This window comes from Enorma phocaeensis (genome assembly GCF_900186505.1).
GTDB lineage: Bacteria > Actinomycetota > Coriobacteriia > Coriobacteriales > Coriobacteriaceae > Enorma > Enorma phocaeensis.
In genome coordinates, this window is record NZ_LT891970.1 from 410,758 (window position 1) to 428,582 (window position 17,825).

Here is a 17,825-nt window from a genome sequence, read left to right on the forward strand (position 1 = left end):
TTGGTTGGACAGATTGGACTCGCTCATGACAAACCAGCCGGTCATCGTCCCGCGCCCTCAGGCAACTGATTGGCTTCTCCGCTGGAAGGACCGTGACGTCATCAAAGTGGTGACCGGCCTGAGGCGTTGCGGTAAGTCGACCGCGCTCAAACTGGTCCAGCGAGCCCTTGTCGAATCCGGCGTGAACGAGAGGTCAATCGTCTCGGTTGATCTTGAGCGCCTGGGCTTTGCCGCCCCCACCACGCCGCAAGAACTCTACGATTACGTCGTCGCCCGCATCAGCTCCCCGAGCTGCTACGTGTTTATCGACGAACCCCAGCGCGTCAAGGGCTTTGAGCGAGCAGTCGACGCGCTGTATGCGCGCGAAGACTGCGACGTCTACGTCACCGGCTCGAACTCCGATCTGCTCTCGAGCGAGCTTGCCACGCTGCTTACCGGCCGTTATGTTGAGTTCCGACTCCTGCCACTCTCGTTCGCGGAGTATCGTGGCGCCCGCTCCGCCTTTACGGACGACGCGGACGATACCGAGCTGCTCAACCGCTACCTCTCGCTGGGGGGCATGCCGTACGCCTCCCTACTGCCCGCCGAGGACGTGCCCGAGTACCTTGACGGTGTGCTCAACACCGTCCTCGTCAAAGACGTGGCGACGCGGCACCCCCGCATCAGCATGCCGGTCTTGCGCGCGCTTCTCGCCTTTCTCGCCGATAACGCTGGAAATCGCTTCTCGCTCAAAACGGTCGCGGACACGCTGACGGCCAACGGCTCAAAAGTCTCCCCAACCACCGTCAGCGAGTACCTCAACGCGCTCATGGAGTGCTACCTCATCTTCAAGGCCGACCCCTATGACGCCAAGGGTCGGCGCCTGCTGCAGCAGGGGGGCAAGTACTACCTCGGCGACCTTGGCTTCAGACACCTGCTGCTCGGACGCGACGGCAGCGACCTCAGGCATCGCGTGGAAAACGTCGTGTATCTAGAGCTGCTGCGGCGCTATCACTCGGTGCGCGTAGGGCGTGTGGGAGATCTGGAGATCGACTTCGTTGCCGAGCGAGAGGGCAAGCCGCATTACTATCAGGTCGCGCTGTCCGTACTGGACGAGGCGACGCTGCGTCGCGAGCTGCGTCCGCTCGAGCTGCTGGGGGACGCCTACCCCAAGACGCTGCTCACCCTGGACCGCATCGGCGCGACGGACCATAACGGCATTGAGCAGCGCAGCCTCGTTGATTGGCTTCTGAAATAGCTCGGGAGGGCGCTCCTCGGCAGCAACGCCGCAGCGTTCATACGAGACGTGTGCCAGCGCAGACTCGTGAAACTTGAGACGTAAGCGAAGTTGAGTGCGCGGTCGGTCTACGCGCGGCAGACACCTGCATCCGAAGAGGGACGCTCCGCGCCCGCATCAAACCAACAGAAACTGTACGCCGACACCGTATTCCCATTTTTCTCCCAAGCAGTATGTGGGGAGCAATTTCAAACGAGCCTTTTCTAGGCTCTAGGATTCCTGCCCAAACTAGCGTGTCCGCCATCCGATACGGCCAACTCCGTTTGCGCCACCACCGTTGTCCGCGAATCCCCTCGCGCGCACGGGTATACGGAGAGAAACGACCACCGGGAGGGCCCATGCCAAGTCAGCTCACTAAACGCGCGCTCGAGGAGTCGCTCAAGCGCCTTTTGCTCGAGAAACCTCTGGGCAAGATCACCATCGCAGACATCACGAGCGACTGCGGCATCAGTCGCATGACGTTCTACTACCATTTCCAGGATATCTACGACCTGGTCGAATGGGCGTGCGAAGAGGACGCCGCACGAGCCATCGCCGGCAACAAGACCGCCGACACCTGGCAGACCGGCCTTCTGGACACCTTTCTCGCCCTGCGCGAGAACAAGTCCTTCATCGCGAGCATTTATCACGACATGAGCCGCGAACAGGTTGAACGGTTTCTCGTCCCCGTGGTGAGCGACCTGGTGAAAAGCGTAGTTGACGAACACGCGGCGCGACGACACGTGCGCGAGCAGGACAGGGACTTCATCGCGCACTTCTTCGCCCATGCGCTCATCGGGACGGTTCTGGACTGGATCGCCCGAGACATGCGCGACGACCCGCAGCGGCTGGTGCAGCGCGTGGCTACCATCGCAGACGGTGCCATCGAAACCGCGCTTGACCGGCTCGAGATTCCCGGCGGCTACGTCGCCGGAAGCGAGGGGAGCGTTCCGGAAGGGTCTGCCGCTCCGTAGGAACGCGATACGGGCACCTCGCCCGCCTTTCTCGCCCATCTGTACAATTCGGCCGTATTGATAAGAAACCGTACAGAGGCACGGCACTGTCTATGGTGCGCCGCCCATCGCAGCTCCACCATGGAATGAGACGCACGGGACACGCCCGATGCGCACGTTAGAAAGGTGCTGTCATGTACTATTCAAGCGGCAACTACGAAGCATTTGCTCGCCCCAAGAAACCCGCGGGCATCGATCACAAGAGCGCCTACATCGTGGGCACGGGCCTCGCGGCGCTCTCCGCGGCGTGCTACCTCGTTCGCGACGCCCAGATGCCAGGCAAGAACATCCACATCTTCGAGAAAGACAGCGTGCCCGGCGGCGCATGCGACGGTCTCGACATTCCCGGCCTCGGCTACGTCATGCGCGGAGGGCGCGAGATGGACAACCACTTCGAGGTGATGTGGGACCTGTTCCGCTCCATCCCCTCCATCGAGACGCCCGGGGTCTCCGTCTTGGACGAGTACTACTGGCTCAACAAGGAGGACCCCAACTACTCGCTCTGTCGCGCAACGAAGAACCGCGGGCAAGACGCGGGATGCGCTGGGAAGTTCGGCCTCTCGGACAAGGCTGCCATGGAGATCATGGAGCTCTTCTTCACGCCCGATGAGAAGCTCTACGACCGTCCCATCACCGACTTCTTCGATGACGAGGTGCTCTCCTCCAACTTCTGGATGTACTGGCGCACCATGTTCGCGTTCGAGAACTGGCATTCCGCGCTCGAGATGAAGCTCTACATCAAGCGCTACATCCACCACATCGCTGGGCTGCCAGACTTCTCGGCCCTGCGCTTCACCAGGTACAACCAGTACGAGTCGATGATCTTGCCCCTCATCGAGTACCTCAAGGCAGCAGGCGTGCAGTTCCACTTCAACACGAAGGTCGAGGACATAAGGTTCTCCATCGGAGGCGGTGCGGGCCCGGTGCGCCCGCACACCGGCACCGGCCAGGACACCATCCAGCGCATCCAGCAGGCGGCCTTCCCGCGCAACCCCTACAGCTCGCCCGCGAAGAAGGTGGCGACACGCATCGTGCTGAGCCAGACCACCGCGAGCGACGAGGCCGAACCCGGCGCGACCACGGTCATCGACCTCACCGAGAACGACCTCGTCTTCATCACCAACGGCGGCTGCGTAGAAAACTCCACCATGGGGGCGCAGGACAAACCCGCCGCGTGGAAGCCCGAGCTCGCCCCGGGCGGCGGCTGGGACATGTGGCGCCGCATCGCGGAGCAGGACCCCAGCTTCGGCCGTCCCGACACCTTCTGCGGCGATGCCGAGAAGACCAAGTGGATGAGCGCTACGGTGACGACCCTCGACGGTGAGATCCCGCCCTACATCCAGGCGATCTGCAAGCGCGACCCCTTCACCGGCCACGTGGTCACCGGAGGCATCGTGACCTGCACCGACTCCAACTGGCTCATGAGCTGGACGCTCAACCGCCAGCAGCAGTTCCGCGACCAGCCCAAGAACGAGCTGTGCGTGTGGGTGTACGGCCTGTTCCCCGACGAACCCGGCAACTACGTGAAGAAGCCCATGCGCGACTGCACCGGCGAGGAGATCTGCCAGGAGTGGCTCTACCACATGGGCGTCCCGGAGGCGCGCATCGCCGAGCTCGCCGCGCACCATGCCAACACGGTGCCGGTCATGATGCCCTATATCACGGCGTTCTTCATGCCGCGCGCCGCAGGAGACCGCCCCGACGTGGTACCCGACGGCGCGGTCAACTTTGCCTTCATAGGCCAGTTCGCCGAGACGCCGCGCGACACCATCTTCACCACCGAGTATTCCATGCGAACCGGCATGGAGGCCGTCTACACGCTCTGCGACGTCGACCGCGGCGTGCCCGAGGTGTGGGGCAGCGTCTTTGACGTGCGCGACCTGCTCATGGCAAGCGTGAAGCTGCGCGACGGCAAGCCGATCACCGACATGAAGCTCGGCCTGGTCGAGCGGTTTGCGCTCAAAGAGGCGCTCAAGAAGATCAAGGGGACGGACATCGAGAAGGTCCTGAGGGAGTTCGAGGCGATCTCGTAGGAACAGGCGCCGCAAGGCAAGATCCTCAACAGCTGCCACACGCGCCCCGCCGTGACCGCCAACGCCTCCACCATGGTCACGGCGGGGACGCCGCGCCCTGGTTGACCCGTTGCGCTCAAAGTCAACTGCTGCTCCTTTGATTCCATCGGAGCTTGATTCCATACTGGAAGCAGCAGCCGGCCGCCATCCATTCATCGCAATGAAAGGACAGCCCATGAGCGAAACGATCAACATCGGACGCACCATCGCGCGTGAACGGCATCGTACCGGCATAACCCAAGAAGCCCTGGCGGCGCATCTCGGCGTCTCGAAGGCGGCTGTGTCCAAATGGGAGCTCGGCCAAAGCCTCCCGGACATAAGCCTTCTGCCGCGCATCGCCGCGTACTTCTCGCTCACCTTGGACGAGCTCTTTGACTGGCACGACGCGCTCACCGAAGCCGAGTCGGCCGCACTCTACGCCGAGGTCTACGCGCTAGCCGAGCAAGATCGAACCGCAGCGCACGAGCGGCTGCGCACGCTCGCTGCCGAGCACTACTCGGACGCGAATCTTCTGCTCATGCTTGCGTCGCTTCTCACCCTATGGGCCGCGGGCATGACCACGCCGCTCGCAGCATCGCCCGACCAGGACGGCGCTGCCGGCATCGAGGCCAACGCCCCGTCCGACGCCGACGCGCTCACAGACGAAGCCCTCACCTTGATCGACCGCGCACTCGAGGTTGCAACGGATCCGGCGATTCTCTTCCTCGCGCAGCAACAGAAAGCAACAGCGCTCTTCCAGGCAGAGCGCTACGAGGAGGCCACGGCACTTCTGGAGGCGCTCGTTCGCCGGCAGGATGCGGGCGCACCGACGATGCTTCTCGCCTCGTCCTACCGCAAGCTCGGGCGCGACGACGAGGCGCTCGAGCTTCTGCAAACTGAGCGACTTCGGGCAGCGAACTTCGTGCTCTCGTCGCTCGTACAGGAGGTGGGCATGCGAGACGACGCCGCCTTTGCGCAGACGGCTGACACAGCAGCTCGTTCGATCTTCGACACGTTGGGTATGGGTGAGATGAATCCGTTCTTCTCTGCCACGATATCCTTCGAGGTGGCCGAGACGCTGCGCCGCACAGGCGAGAGGAACGGCGCCCTCGCCGCGCTCGAGCGCGCGGTGGGAGCTGTGATCGATGCCCCAGTGGACCCTGATACGGCGGCGACCGAACTCTGGGACCATTTGAACGACCGCCTCGACCCCGCGCGCTTCGGCGAGGCATGGGCGGAGCACAAGGCGCACCAGGTAGACGCGTTGCACGCTGCCCTGCGCCAAAACGCCGCCGAGCGCATTCTCTCACCCGAATGGCGCGCGTTCGCGAACGACGATGCGCGGTACCAAAAGATGGTGGCATCGCTCGAGCATGTCGTCTCCTAAGTCTGCTTGGTGCTCAATGTGAAGCGATGGCTGGTGGAAATAAATGCAACGCCAGCCATCGCTTTACCGACAAGCAGAGGAATCCCCTGATGCCTCCTTGAAGGTTTGGTGCTCACAGCATCATTCGTCAGCGTTACCGCAACACCCAGACGAAATGGGGGCATCGTCCATCCTCCCGGAGCTGACGCCTTCCCCATCCCCGCCTAATTCAGAGGCAAGCTCATCCATCGTGTAGGTGCTGTAGCCCTCGTAGCGGTAGCTCGCGTCGATTCCCTTCATGTAGACCTGGCGATCATCGACAGCGTCGGTAAGGGCGTCCTTTAAGATCGCCTTGATCTCGGTGTCCCGCACCGGCCTGCGCTCCATGGCGAGAAGGTAGTCCTCCCTGTCCACCCGGCTCCAGTCGACCACCACGCCCAACTCTCGCTTGAGGATGGCATCGAGCCAGATGCGAGTGCTCCTCCCGTTGCCCTCGCGGAAGGGATGGGCGACGTTCATCTCCACGTACTTCTCGACTATCTGGTCGAACGTCCTCCGCGGCATCCCGTCGATGGCGTCGAGGGCGGCGGAAAGGTACATCACCGACGCGAAACGGAAGTTGCTCTTGGCAATGTTGACCGTGCGGAGCTCGCCCGCGAAATCGTACACGTCTTGGAAGAGATAGCCGTGAATCTTAGATAGGCCTGCGAACGTGCCAACCTCGAACGTATCGAGAAGTCCGTTCTCGAACAGCTCGAGAGCGCGCTTCTTCGTCAGCCGCTCCTCCTCGCGGGCAAGTTCCACGTCACCCTCTATGCCAAGCTTGTTTTCAAGCGTCACAGCTTCCGCCTTTCTGGATGCCCAATTTCTGACACTAATTGTACCGACTCGTCGAAGCAGGCGGACACCGGCAGAGCGCGCGGCCTTATCTTCGTGCAGAGTGGCGAAAATAAGGCCGTAATATAACCATTTTTGGAGAAGATCAGGCTGAAGGTGCTATTCCCACTCAGTAATCGAATCGTGCATTTCCATGGCCTCTCGTCTACGTGCTGTAGCGTCGTCTCCCCGTTAACCGAAATCAGTCACATTTCACGCGCCCGAGTTGAACTCAAAATTGAACTCAGCTAGCGGCTCTTTCTCCTATATCCCCGCAAGACTATGCTCGTCGAGCAGGAAGTCGAACACGCTCATCGTGACCACGCCCCGATCGTCGCGCAGGGACTTCACCACGTCGCGCACGAGCACGACCTTCTTGAAGCTGTCAGTGATGCCGAGCAGGGAGGCCTTCTCCTGGGCGGCCTTCTCGGGAGTCCTCATCTCCAGTGCCGATTGGATGTAGACGCGGTCGGAGCCCCTGTTGGCGACGAAGTCCACCTCGAGCTGCCTGCGAACGTCCCTGCCCTCCTCGCGGACGCGCTTCTCGACCACGCCGACGTCCACGGAGTACCCGCGCGCCCTGAGCTCGTTGTAGACCACGTTCTCCATGATGTGTCTCTCCTCGACCTGACGGAAGCCGAGCCGCGCGTTTCGGAGCCCCACGTCCTCGAAGTAGTATTTCAGGGGGCTGCCGATGTAGCCCCTCCCCTTCACGTCGTAGCGCCGCGCCTCCTCGATGACGAAGGCGTCCTCGAGGTAGCCTATATAGCTGGAAATCGTGTTCGAAGAGATCTTGGAATGGAGCACGCTCCTGAACGTGTTCTCGAGCTTGTTCGGGTTCGTGAGTGTCCCGATGCCGGAGGCGAGCACGTTCACCAGGTCGTCAAGCTCATCCCGCTTCCTGATCTCGTACCTCTCCACGACATCCTTCAGATACGTCTCCTCGAAGAGCCGCTCGAGGTAGCGCGCCTTCTGCTCGTCCGTGTGCATCGAGAGCGTGAGGGGCATGCCGCCGTACACCGTGTACTCGGCCCAGCCCTGGTAGCGGTCGCCGTCGAAGTCCTGCATGAACTCGGAGAAGGACAGCGGCCGCACGCGCACCTCGTCCCCACGGCCCCGGAACTCCGTCATGACGTCGTGCGAGAGGAGCTTCGAGTTGCTCCCCGTCACGTACACATCGACGTTGCGCATGCGCAGAAGCCCGTTGAGCACGCCATAGAGCCGGGGCGGGACGTCCGGGCTCTTGAGCTCCTCGCGCGAGATGGCATACTGGACCTCGTCGAGAAAGACGTAGTACTGCTCGTGTCTGTTCGCAATCTTCGAGCGCAGGTACGCGGACAGCGCGGCGGGGTCGCGGAGCGCGGCGTTCTCCTCGACGTCGAGCGCGACCTCGATAATGCGCTCGTCATCGACGCCCTCCGAGCGCAGGTAGTCGCCGAAGAGGTTGAAGAGCAAATACGTCTTCCCGCAACGACGGATGCCCGTGACCACCTTAACCATACCGTTGTGCATGCGGTCGATGAGCCTGTTGAGATATCGGTCCCGCCTGATTTCCATGTGTGCCTCGCCTTGATTCCCGATTGCTTCTATTGAGCAATTTTGCCGCATGCGGCATTTTTTCTCAATAGAGGCCATTGAAACGGGAGAAAGTGATTCTGAAGCCCAAGCTTGTAAGGCGATACCTCTACTCACCCCAGAGTGTGGCTTGGGCGACTTCTTGTCGAAGCGCATACACTTGCTAATGGCCTTGGCACCCCAAACATCTGGAGGCGGCCGAGCGCCTCGCTCTCAACCGAATTGGCGCCGAATCGCAACCTCATACACGCCCATCGATCAACGGGAACTATAAGCAAGCCTTGGTCTATTCAGGACAATTTCCGGACATGTCCATATTGTTGTCCAGATTAGTGTTCAGAATCGGACTGCCACCGGCTTCTGAGCACCGCGTGTATCAAAATGTGAGCAATTTCGACATGATGACCGCACACAGGAACCAAGACCACGGCCGCCCCCTTCAAGCGCGGCGATATTGGATGGCTCCTCCCTCGGAAGCTCCCGGAAGGCGAATCGAAACGCAGCGACGGCGCCTGGTGCGATAAGATTCATCTTGGGTCTCCCCTTCTCGTCGAGTCCGAATCCAATTCGAAAGGTAAGGAAAGCCCGTCTCCATATCAAACCAACCGAAACCATATGCCGTATAACGAGAGCCAGGATGAGATGATCAAGAACGTAAGTGATCCCTCCGTAGCAAGCATCCTATCAACCGATGCGCTGAAGGTCTACAACATACCCCGTTACCAGCGTGAGTACACATGGGGCCAGCGAGACTGGGCGAACCTCTACGACGACGTCTTCGACAATGACCCAGGCTACTTCCTCGGATCCATCATCGTCATCCAGGGCGAGATCGACCCGAAGACCAACATAGTGGAGTTCGAAGTCATCGACGGTCAGCAGAGGCTTACTACCATCAGCCTGCTACTCGCAGCGCTGTACGCCCGCATCAACGAGCACCCAGACGCCATAGACGAGGACATGCAGCTCGACGACATCAGACCGCTGCGCAACAGGCTCGTCCTCAAGTCGAACAAGGGCATGACGCGCGTGGTGCCTCAGGTTCAGAACCACAACCAGGACGACTACCGCTGGATCCTCAAGGAACACGTCGGACTCGCAGTCGTGATGCAGAGGCCCAAGTACCACGGCGTGCGCAAGATGTCTAAGGCATTCGAGTACTTCTATGACCGGCTTGGCGAGGAGATCGCCGGCATGGGTGACGACGATGCCGTGCGCACCCTGCTCGACAAGAGCAGGGCTCTCTACTCGGCCGTGCTCGTGCAGATCAACGTAGACAGCCACGCCGACGCCTACACGCTGTTCGCGTCGCTGAACAACCGAGGTGTGCCCCTCTCCGCCGTGGACCTAATCAAGAACACCCTGCTTGCGAAGGTGGCCGACGCCGATGGTGACGAGCTCGACTACTACTTTGAACAATGGCAGGAGGTGCTTAGCAACCTTGGCGACGACTACGCCACCCAGGAGCGCTTCTTCCGCCAGAACTACGACGCCTTCCGCCGCGACGTGAACAGGCCCTTCGTGCAGGAGGGCGGCGCACAACTGCCGCTCGGCTCGGTGGCCACCCGCTCGAACCTGCTCAAGATCTACGAAATGAGGATCGGCCAAAACCCCGGTGCGCTCGGGGTGCTCGACGAGCTCATCGGCAACTCCGCCATCTATTCGCAAATCATCGGGGTTGACCGCGAGGGCATGGACGCCGAGCTCGTACGCCAGCTCGTGGAGATCGCACGCGCTCAGGGCGTCCCCTCCTACCTGATGCTCCTCTACCTCATGAAGAAAAGGTCGGATCTCGACCTGGACGACAGCCTCATCGCCGGAATCGCCGCGCTGCTGGTCAGGTTCTTCGTGAGGCGCAACGTGACCGACACGCCGCCCACCCGCGATCTGGAGCGCCTTTTCATTAGCATCTGCGAGGGCATCGAGGACGAGCGGATAGAGGGCGTAGACGTCGCCCGCTACATCAAGCGGAGGCTTGTCGACGTTTCGTCAAGCGACGCGACCTTCAAGGAGCGGCTTGAGGGACCGATATACGACGTGAACCCGGACATGACGCGCTACATCCTCACCGTGCTCGCGGAGCCAAGCGTCACCAAGGAGATGAAGGGGCTCTGGGAGCGCTACCCGTCGGGTAACTACGTATGGACCATCGAGCACGTGTTCCCCCAGGGCGAGAACATCCCAGCGAGCTGGGTGGACATGATCGGTGGTGGAGACAAGGCGAAAGCCCGGGAGATTCAGGCTGCATACGTCCACACCCTCGGCAACCTGACCATCACCGGCTACAACTCGAAGCTGAGCAACATGCCCTTTGTCGAGAAACGCGACCGCAAGGACTCAAACGGCGCGAACGTCGGGTACCGCAACGAACTCAACCTCAATGACGACCTCGTGAGCGTGGACAGCTGGACGAAGGAGCAGATTGAGGCGAGGACCGAGAAGCTCGTGAAGCTCGCATTGAAGGCATTCACGTTCGACGATATCGAGTTTTAGCGAGGCATAGCTGGAATGAACAATACAGTCGCAACTGCTTTCTTCATGGATGACGACAGGCCGCTCATCCAGTACGAGATTGCCTTCCAGAAGAGGCCGAAGCTCCTCATGGCCGGAAACGGCTCTTTCGGAGGCTCGTCGGACATTAGCGAAGTCTACGCTGGCGTGACCGAGACGCTTGAAGATGATATCAAGTGGGAGCCCCACGTAGACGAAGCCGACAAGCTCGACTACATCGTCGCGGTGAGTAGCGGCGTGCTTTCCGGTCTCATCGACGTCTTCTACGTAGGCGAGTTCTCACTTGACCGCGCAAGCGAATGGGGCAGGGACAAGATCGAGAAGGTGGTGATGAAGGTCGCCCGCGTGGAAGGTTACTCCGGGGATGACCTGAACGACGCGATAAAAGCGCTCGAGAAGAACCACCCGATTGCGGCTGATGGCAACACCAACGACTTCGGCGGAGGACTGCAGCACCACCTTCGCGACTTCTCGCACCATTTCAGCATCGGCGGCCTGTTTTTCTCGATATTCACCCAGTTCACCGGGCTTGTCGTGGGAACCGACAGGGCGGGCATGCTGCACGTTGCTCCCGTCCCCGAGTCGCACAGGGCCTGCATCGGAAAGAACTTCCAGGAGAAGATCGCCTTCGGAACCATCGGCTGGTTCTTCCACATGCTAAGCGACATGGCAGGCTCCAGCGGCGCGCTCATGGGCGGCACCGGCATTCCCGGCCCGCTCGTATCGCTCATGAAGGAGCTCTCGGCGCTCCCGTTCTTCAAAGAGTCCGGCGACGGAGACATGGGCTTCCGTCTGTGGGTGACCAAGCTCTTCAACGGAACCTTGCTTGCCGACCACGACGAGAACGGCAGGATAATCAAGGACAGCGTCAGGAAGTTCGACCTGCGCACCGAGGTCGGCATACTCGGCGAGGTCGGAAGGCAGACCATCCCGGTGCTCATAAACCAGTGCGTCGTGCGCGGGTTCTACTTCTGCAGGAGGCTTGCCCGCGAGGTCAGGGACCTTGGGATACGCTGCATTGGCGACCTCGAGCGAATCGCCCCCGAGGACATTCTTCCCTGGGGCACCCCCGCCATGCGCCGCATGGTCACCGTGTCGAGCGGCGTCTTCACCGGCGTGGACATCGCCGACGCCGCCGTGAGGGCCATCATGGGCAAGGACCCCGTCACGTTTTTCCTACGTGTGAACTACGTGGGCGTGGCGACTTTCATGATCGCCTGCGTCGTAGACGTAAACGCCACGCTCAAAGACAAGGAGTTGGAAGAGGGCGAGAGCCCAGAGGAGGCATACGAGCACGGGCTTTCCGACCTTGGCTGCCTCAAGCTCGACTTCATGCAGGCGCGAATGCTGCACTCGATCGAATACGCCATCGTCGCCCACGACATCACAGAAGAGAAGCACCCAAAGCGCGCCGAGAGGAAGCGCGCATGGCTCAAGGAATGGAGCGAGATGGTCGTCGAAACGGTCGACCTCGTTTGGGCAGCAAGCGCCGGGTACTTCCTAGGCAGTGATGCCATATACGACTCCGTCGCGACACGACTCGATAACCGCGCAAACAGCTCCTGGCTGTGGCTCATCGCGATGGAGGCAAAGCGGTTTAAGCCCTACGTTCCGCTACATGGCGACAACGACAAGCTCTACAAGGGGCTCAAGCTCGGCAGCGACTACCTCGGCGAGGTGTTCTGCGAGCGCCAAAGCGTCGTGGAAAAGAAGGACCTCACGAAGCTAGACAAAGCGGTTAACAGCGCACGCGGTAAGCTTGACGGTGCCGTTACCAAACGTGTCGTTGGAGCTGCAGGAACCGTGGTTGTCGTGGCAGCGACTGGTGGTCTCGCGTTCTACTTCGCACCCGCCATAGCACCGACATTGGCAGCGGCTCTGGGGCTTGAGGCGGCCGCGCTGCACGGAGCCGCTCTCACGAGTGCCAGCCTTGCATTTCTTGGCGGCGGCGCCATCGCCGCCGGTGGCACCGGCATGGCAGGCGGGACTATGCTCATAGCCGGCGGTGGCGCGCTGCTCGGAGCCGTCGGTGGTTCCGGCGTCTCTGCCGCGACGTCGATGGCACTTGTGACGAACGGGAGCTATGTACTGGACGAGTGCGCCAAGCTCGTGGCCTTCTGCAAGGAAGTGCTTATCGGGCGGTACGACGACCTCAACTCCGTCGCTGAGATCCATACCGTGCTGAACCAGCGGATACTCGAGCTTGAGGTGGAAATCGAGACGATAAAGCGTGGAGTGCCTGACGATAAGGTGCCCGATGACGATAACGATGGAGCGGATGACAAGGATGAGATCAGCCCGAAGAAGATGATTAAGATCCTGAACCGGAGTCGGAAGTTCATGCGACGCAGCAGTGATGAGCTCGCCAAGACTCTGAAGACGGCGACCAAGAAGATGAGCGCCTTGCCAGCTGGTGGTAAGATGGGGTCATGAGCGACATTGAGGGACAAGCGCCAGCTGCCAACAACGTTGTTCCGACAATAAGCACTGATGCGCTCTATGAAACGCAAGGGGTTTGTCGACAATTCCATAAGCGAAACTGTACAAAAAGCGGCTGGCAGCTCACCGCCGAGCGATATCGGAGCATGAATGTCATCGTTGTTCGAAAGCTCTAGCGTATTTAAGTCTCTCACCTGCCCTGCCCTTCATGCCGAGTAGATGAGAGTAGGTCCGAGTAGGTTAGAGTGGATAAGGGTAGCCAGCGAACAACCCAACCATCATCAGAATAGAAGACCGCAGTTCAGCTTCATGTCACGCAGCTTGCTAAGCAATTGGCGCGGGTCAGAGTAGGGCCGAGCAGATAAGAGTAACTTCCTAGTAGTCCACTTCCGGCAAGGCGCTCGCTTGTTCCAACCCGAACGTCCGCCCCTCTCCGATCAGCTCTGTCACGTTCTCGTGCACGATGCCGCTACGGTGCTGGATGGGGTCGTTGCGCGTGATGACGAACTTGGGCCAGTTGTCCCGTACCTGCTCGAGCGGGCGGTACTCGCGATCCTCGGTCGAGAGGCTATTCATGATGGTCATCGCCACCTGCACGTAGGCGTACTCCATCGCAGGCGACCTCATGACGAAGTCGCACTCGAGCTTGCCGATACGCCCCACGCTCACCTCGTAGCCCAAGCTCCGCGCGTAGCTGTACACGATGTTCTCCAGCACGGGCCCGTAGTTGATGCGGTTGTCCGTGTTGAGCGCGAAGTAGAAGCTCAGGTCGGCAAGATAGTACTTCTGCTCACCTCGAAGCGACCTGCGCGACTTCATATCAAAGCGCTCGCAACGTCGTATGATCTTGGCGTCCTCGAGTATCCGAAGGTAGCGGTCCAGCGTCTCGCGCTTAATATGGACACCCTGCTTCGCAAGGTCGTCAAGGATATTAGTCAGGCTTGTCGTTGCCCCAAAATTGTTCGTGATGTACTTTCTGACCGTTTCGAACACGGGCATGTTACGAACTTGAACCCTGCGACGGACGTCCTTCTCCAGAATCTCCTCGACAACGGACTTGACGTAAGCTCGCTTATCAACGAGTGCCTCGTATCCGAGCGCCTTGGGAAAGCCGCCCTCCAAGATGTAAGCATCGAGCTCTACCACGGGATTGGGGTTGACCGACTTGCCGAGAAATACCTTCATGTCCTCGTATTCCTTGAAGGTGAGCGTCTGCATCTCGAACTCAATGTAGCGACCGGTCAGCTTGGTCATGAGCTCGCCCGAAAGCAGGTAGCTGTTAGAGCCGGTGATGAAGATGGACCAACCCCCATCGGTACGAAAGGCGTTCACAACCTCCTCGTAGCCCCTCACGTTCTGAACCTCGTCAATGAACAGGTATTTCAATCCGTCAGGTGCGCCGGCGGAAGCACTATCTATCGCTGCCTCGAGCTCGTCGGCAGTCTTGACCTTCCGCAGCTTGCGACTGTCGAGATCGAGGTAGACGATGGAAGCCGAGCTGATGCCACTCTCGACGAGCTCTTGGGCAACGGTTTGCATAAGACAGGACTTTCCGCAGCGCCGCACGCCGGTGATAACCTTTATGATCTCGTCATCATGATAGAAGCCCCTAATCTTCCTGAGATAGTTCTCACGCCTGAATAGCTCCACTTCCCACCTCCATCGTCGTTCTTTGCTTCGTTCGTACCCGAGTTAGAGGGTATTTAGCACATAATTTCAATGAATACCCCCTAACTTGAACAGTTAGGCAATGGGAGCCCAAAAGAGACCAGCAAGTTTGGCAAATCGGCTCCTCAGACGATATGAGCTGAACATTGAGCCCCTCCTCCTGTCGCAGGTCCGTGGGTCGGGCGACAATGGTCGTATCCCGCAACCGTGGCCGCGCGCCACATACGACAGAGGAGGGGCCATGTCCCATTATGTCACAGCCATCGGTCTCGACGTCCACGCCCGCAGCATCAAGGCCTTCGCCCTGAACCCGATGACAGGCGAGGCCGAGCGGGCCTCGTTCGGCTACGACCCGGCGGCGGTCGCCGAGTGGGCGCTCGGCTTCGAGTCCCCGAGGGCCGTCTACGAGTCCGGGGTCACCGGCTTCCACCTCTGCCGCGCCCTGCGCGCGCTCGGCCTGGACTGCGTCGTGGGCGCCGTCTCCAAGATGCAGCGGCCCGCCGCCGACAGGGGCAGGAAGACCGACAGGCGCGACGCCGAGTTCCTGGCGCGCCTGCTCGCGACCAGGAACGTCGTCGAGGTGTGGGTCCCCGACGAGCGCACCGAGGCCGCCCGCGACCTGTCGCGGGCCCTCGCCGACGCGCGCGACGACCTCCAGCGCGCCAAGCAGCGGATGTCGAAGTTCCTGCTGCGCCACGGCCACGTCTTCGACGAGTCGACGCCGACCGGGCGCAGGAGGGGCAACTGGACGCGCGCGTACTGGAAGTGGGCCGACGCGATCGAGTTCGACGAGCCCGATGACGCCGCCGCCTACGAGCACTACCGCGACTGCGTGAGGCGCTGCCAGGAGGCGCGCGACGAGCTGGCGGGGAAGGTCGCCGAGTCGGCCGGGAGGCCGGAGTGGAGGCCCGTCGTCGACGCCCTCAGGTGCGTGAAGGGCTGCGACGTCGCCACGGCGTTCCTGCTCGCCTGCGAGGCGGGCGACTTCTCCCGCTTCCCCACCGCCCCGGCCTTCGCGTCGTGGTGCGGCCTCACGCCCTCGGAGCACTCGAGCGGTGAGACGTCGTCGAAGGGCGGGATCACGCGGGCGGGCAACGCCCACGTGCGCTCCGCCCTCGTCGAGGCCGCCTGGCACGTGCCGATGTCCTCGCGCGACCCGAAGCCGCTCGCCCCGGGCCAGGAGGTCGCCCCCGCGGTGAGGAGGCACGCGACGAAGTGCAACCGCAGGCTCATCGACCGCAGGGAGGCGATGGCGGGGGCCGGCAAGCGCCCCGTCGTCGCCAACTGCGCCACCGCGCGCGAGATGGCGTGCTGGGCCTGGGCGATAGCGAGGATGGCCGCGGAGTAGCGGCCGCCCGAGCGAAACAGGGTCCGACCCCGGGGCCCGCCGCGTTCGAGGCCGTTGGGAGGCCACTCGAGTCTCTTTTTATGGGCAGCGGGGAACCGCCACGCCCGCCATACAGACTTCGGCCGAGGCCCCCAGCCGTAGCAACGAAATGCGCAGCCGACGAGGCCACGCGCGGATATTAGAATGCCGAACGTGCGTCGAACAGACACGCCCTCAAGCGGCGGCGCCCCCGGGTGAAGATAGGTAGGCCCGACCGGTCGCGGTAGCTCCGCGGGCGGTCGGGCCGGTTTTGCCTCTTGACAATGTTCAGCTCATATTAGAAAAGCCGCCCGTCTGCCAGAGGCAGGCGAGCGGCGAAAAGGTGACGGCATCCAGAAAAATCCGCTGAGATTTTCAAGGCTCATTATGGACCCGTTCCGCGTGATGTCAAGCGCGCTGCAAGCGATGCCGCGAGGCGGCTCGGCCGGTTCTCGCTCAAAGCCCGTTTGATGCTGGAACGCCTGCGCGCAGGTGCGGCGACTTAGTTCTTGACTTCCTCAGGAGCGTTCTTTAGACTGAACCGGTCTAAAATCGTGTGGACTTTTCTGGGCGCAAGCCACCTTTTTGCCACGCAACCGGGTCTCGGTCGCGTGGTTTTTTCATACCGGTCGTCAGTGTCTTCCCGACGGGCAGCGCCTCCTTCCGATGGCTCGGGTCGTGTGGAGCCTGTGCCCCGCGTCATGCGGGGCGGAAGGAGGAGAGGGCATGAAGCATGTGATCGATCGGGAGACCTCTACTGTCGAAGCCGCGACGCCCGGTCGCCGCCGGGTAATAGCCGCCCTGCAGGTTTTCGCAGGCGGGGCCTGCTACGGCGCCATGGCCACCACGTACAAGCTCGCGTACGCGGCAGGGTTCACCTCTGCGCAGGTGGTGGCGAGCCAGGCCTGGTTCGGCTGCCTGTTCTTCGCGATCGCCGCCGCCCTGAGGTGCGTGCGCAGCAAGCGCCTGCGGCGCATCGAGCCCTTGCAGGCACTTAAGCTCATGGGTCTCGGCGCTCTCACCTGCACCACCTCGATCCTGTACTGCTACGCCATGAGCGTGCTGCCCGCGCCCGTGGCGCTCACGCTGCTGTTCCAGTTCACCTGGATGGGGCTCGTCTGGCAGACCGTCATGACGCGCCGCGCGCCCAGGCCCCTCGAAGTCGCCTCGGCCGCGGTCATCGTGTTCGGCACTGTGTTCGCAAGCGGCGTCTACAAGACGGGGCTTGCCGGCTACGATCCCGTAGCGCTTGCCTGCGCCCTCGGCGCGGCCGTTACCTGCTCGCTGTTCGTCACGCTCTCCGGCAAGGTCGAGGTAGAGTGCTCCAACGAGCAGCGCGGCGTCATCGTGTGCCTGGGCGCCGGCCTCATGTCGCTCATCGTGTGCCCGGACTACCTCGTCTCCGGCGTCGTCTTTCAGGGCATCCTGCCCTTCGCCGCCATAGCGGGCCTCTTCGGCCTCATGTGCCCGGTGCTGCTCTTCGGCCTGGGCTCGCCGCACCTGCCCGCCGGCCTCTCCACCGTCATGGCCGCCGCCGAGCTCCCCGCCGGCCTTCTCATCGCCATGATCGTGCTTAGCGAGCCCCTCGGTATCATCGAATGGCTGGGCGTGGTCGTTATCCTCGCCGGCGTGTGCCTCGCGCAAGTGCCCGCGCTGAGAGGGGATCGTGCGCAGAGACCGACGGTATAGCCGCGCCAATGAGGCA

11 protein-coding genes are annotated in these 17,825 nt (G+C 61.6%); 8 read left to right on the forward strand and 3 right to left on the reverse strand.

All coding sequences use genetic code 11. The annotated features are described in order from the left end of the window. The first annotated feature begins 25 nt into the window (after nucleotides 1–25). The 4 genes from C1717_RS08080 to C1717_RS08095 all read left to right on the forward strand — a co-directional run bounded on the left by C1717_RS08080 (nucleotide 26) and on the right by C1717_RS08095 (nucleotide 5,706). Nucleotides 26–1,237 (forward strand): ATP-binding protein, encoded by a 1,212-nt coding sequence (locus C1717_RS08080; RefSeq protein ID WP_102372686.1) that lies wholly within the window; start codon nucleotides 26–28, stop codon nucleotides 1,235–1,237. Between the two features lie 377 nt (nucleotides 1,238–1,614). After that, nucleotides 1,615–2,229 (forward strand): TetR/AcrR family transcriptional regulator, encoded by a 615-nt coding sequence (locus C1717_RS08085; RefSeq protein WP_102372687.1) that lies wholly within the window; start codon nucleotides 1,615–1,617, stop codon nucleotides 2,227–2,229. A 173-nt stretch (nucleotides 2,230–2,402) separates the two neighbouring features. After that, nucleotides 2,403–4,301, forward strand: coding sequence for an oleate hydratase (locus C1717_RS08090; RefSeq protein WP_102372688.1), 1,899 nt, complete (start codon nucleotides 2,403–2,405; stop codon nucleotides 4,299–4,301). Nucleotides 4,302–4,515: 214 nt separating this feature from the next. Then, complete coding sequence (locus C1717_RS08095; protein ID WP_102372689.1) at nucleotides 4,516–5,706, forward strand: helix-turn-helix domain-containing protein; 1,191 nt, start codon at nucleotides 4,516–4,518, stop codon at nucleotides 5,704–5,706. Between the two features lie 120 nt (nucleotides 5,707–5,826). Here C1717_RS08095 and fic read toward each other — a convergent pair whose 3' ends face one another. Both fic and C1717_RS08105 read right to left on the reverse strand, forming a co-directional pair. Continuing rightward, complete coding sequence (gene fic, locus C1717_RS08100) at nucleotides 5,827–6,525, reverse strand: protein adenylyltransferase Fic (protein ID WP_102372690.1); 699 nt, start codon at nucleotides 6,523–6,525, stop codon at nucleotides 5,827–5,829. A 300-nt stretch (nucleotides 6,526–6,825) separates the two neighbouring features. Next, nucleotides 6,826–8,118, reverse strand: a complete 1,293-nt coding sequence (locus C1717_RS08105) for an ATP-binding protein (RefSeq protein WP_102372691.1) — start codon at nucleotides 8,116–8,118, stop codon at nucleotides 6,826–6,828. A gap of 633 nt (nucleotides 8,119–8,751) precedes the next feature. Between C1717_RS08105 and C1717_RS08110 the strand changes: the two genes are divergently transcribed. Both C1717_RS08110 and C1717_RS08115 read left to right on the forward strand, forming a co-directional pair. Continuing rightward, nucleotides 8,752–10,629 carry a DUF262 domain-containing protein gene (locus C1717_RS08110; protein WP_102372692.1) on the forward strand — a complete coding sequence of 626 codons (1,878 nt, stop codon included), beginning with the start codon at nucleotides 8,752–8,754 and terminating at the stop codon, nucleotides 10,627–10,629. Between the two features lie 15 nt (nucleotides 10,630–10,644). Next, nucleotides 10,645–13,080 (forward strand): hypothetical protein, encoded by a 2,436-nt coding sequence (locus C1717_RS08115; RefSeq protein ID WP_102372693.1) that lies wholly within the window; start codon nucleotides 10,645–10,647, stop codon nucleotides 13,078–13,080. Nucleotides 13,081–13,461: 381 nt separating this feature from the next. Here the strand turns inward: C1717_RS08115 and C1717_RS08120 are convergent, their stop codons facing one another. Continuing rightward, entirely contained in the window at nucleotides 13,462–14,736 is a 1,275-nt protein-coding gene (locus C1717_RS08120) for an ATP-binding protein (protein WP_102372694.1), read from the reverse strand. Between the two features lie 259 nt (nucleotides 14,737–14,995). Between C1717_RS08120 and C1717_RS08125 the strand changes: the two genes are divergently transcribed. Next, entirely contained in the window at nucleotides 14,996–16,102 is a 1,107-nt protein-coding gene (locus C1717_RS08125; RefSeq protein ID WP_102372695.1) for an IS110 family RNA-guided transposase, read from the forward strand. Nucleotides 16,103–16,846: 744 nt separating this feature from the next. Continuing rightward, nucleotides 16,847–17,809, forward strand: coding sequence for a DMT family transporter (locus C1717_RS08130; RefSeq protein ID WP_219722300.1), 963 nt, complete (start codon nucleotides 16,847–16,849; stop codon nucleotides 17,807–17,809). The last annotated feature ends 16 nt before the right edge of the window (nucleotides 17,810–17,825 follow it).

What these genes read in the sequence shown, in the direction of transcription:
- C1717_RS08105 (WP_102372691.1), bottom strand. Translation starts at nt 8,118, where the DNA reads ATGGAAATCAGGCGGGACCGATATCTCAACAGGCTCATCGACCGCATG.
- C1717_RS08115 (WP_102372693.1), top strand. Translation starts at nt 10,645, where the DNA reads ATGAACAATACAGTCGCAACTGCTTTCTTCATGGATGACGACAGGCCG.
- C1717_RS08085 (WP_102372687.1), top strand. Translation starts at nt 1,615, where the DNA reads ATGCCAAGTCAGCTCACTAAACGCGCGCTCGAGGAGTCGCTCAAGCGC.
- C1717_RS08130 (WP_219722300.1), top strand. Translation starts at nt 16,847, where the DNA reads ATGAAGCATGTGATCGATCGGGAGACCTCTACTGTCGAAGCCGCGACG.
- C1717_RS08095 (WP_102372689.1), top strand. Translation starts at nt 4,516, where the DNA reads ATGAGCGAAACGATCAACATCGGACGCACCATCGCGCGTGAACGGCAT.
- C1717_RS08080 (WP_102372686.1), top strand. Translation starts at nt 26, where the DNA reads ATGACAAACCAGCCGGTCATCGTCCCGCGCCCTCAGGCAACTGATTGG.
- C1717_RS08125 (WP_102372695.1), top strand. Translation starts at nt 14,996, where the DNA reads ATGTCCCATTATGTCACAGCCATCGGTCTCGACGTCCACGCCCGCAGC.
- C1717_RS08110 (WP_102372692.1), top strand. Translation starts at nt 8,752, where the DNA reads ATGCCGTATAACGAGAGCCAGGATGAGATGATCAAGAACGTAAGTGAT.
- C1717_RS08090 (WP_102372688.1), top strand. Translation starts at nt 2,403, where the DNA reads ATGTACTATTCAAGCGGCAACTACGAAGCATTTGCTCGCCCCAAGAAA.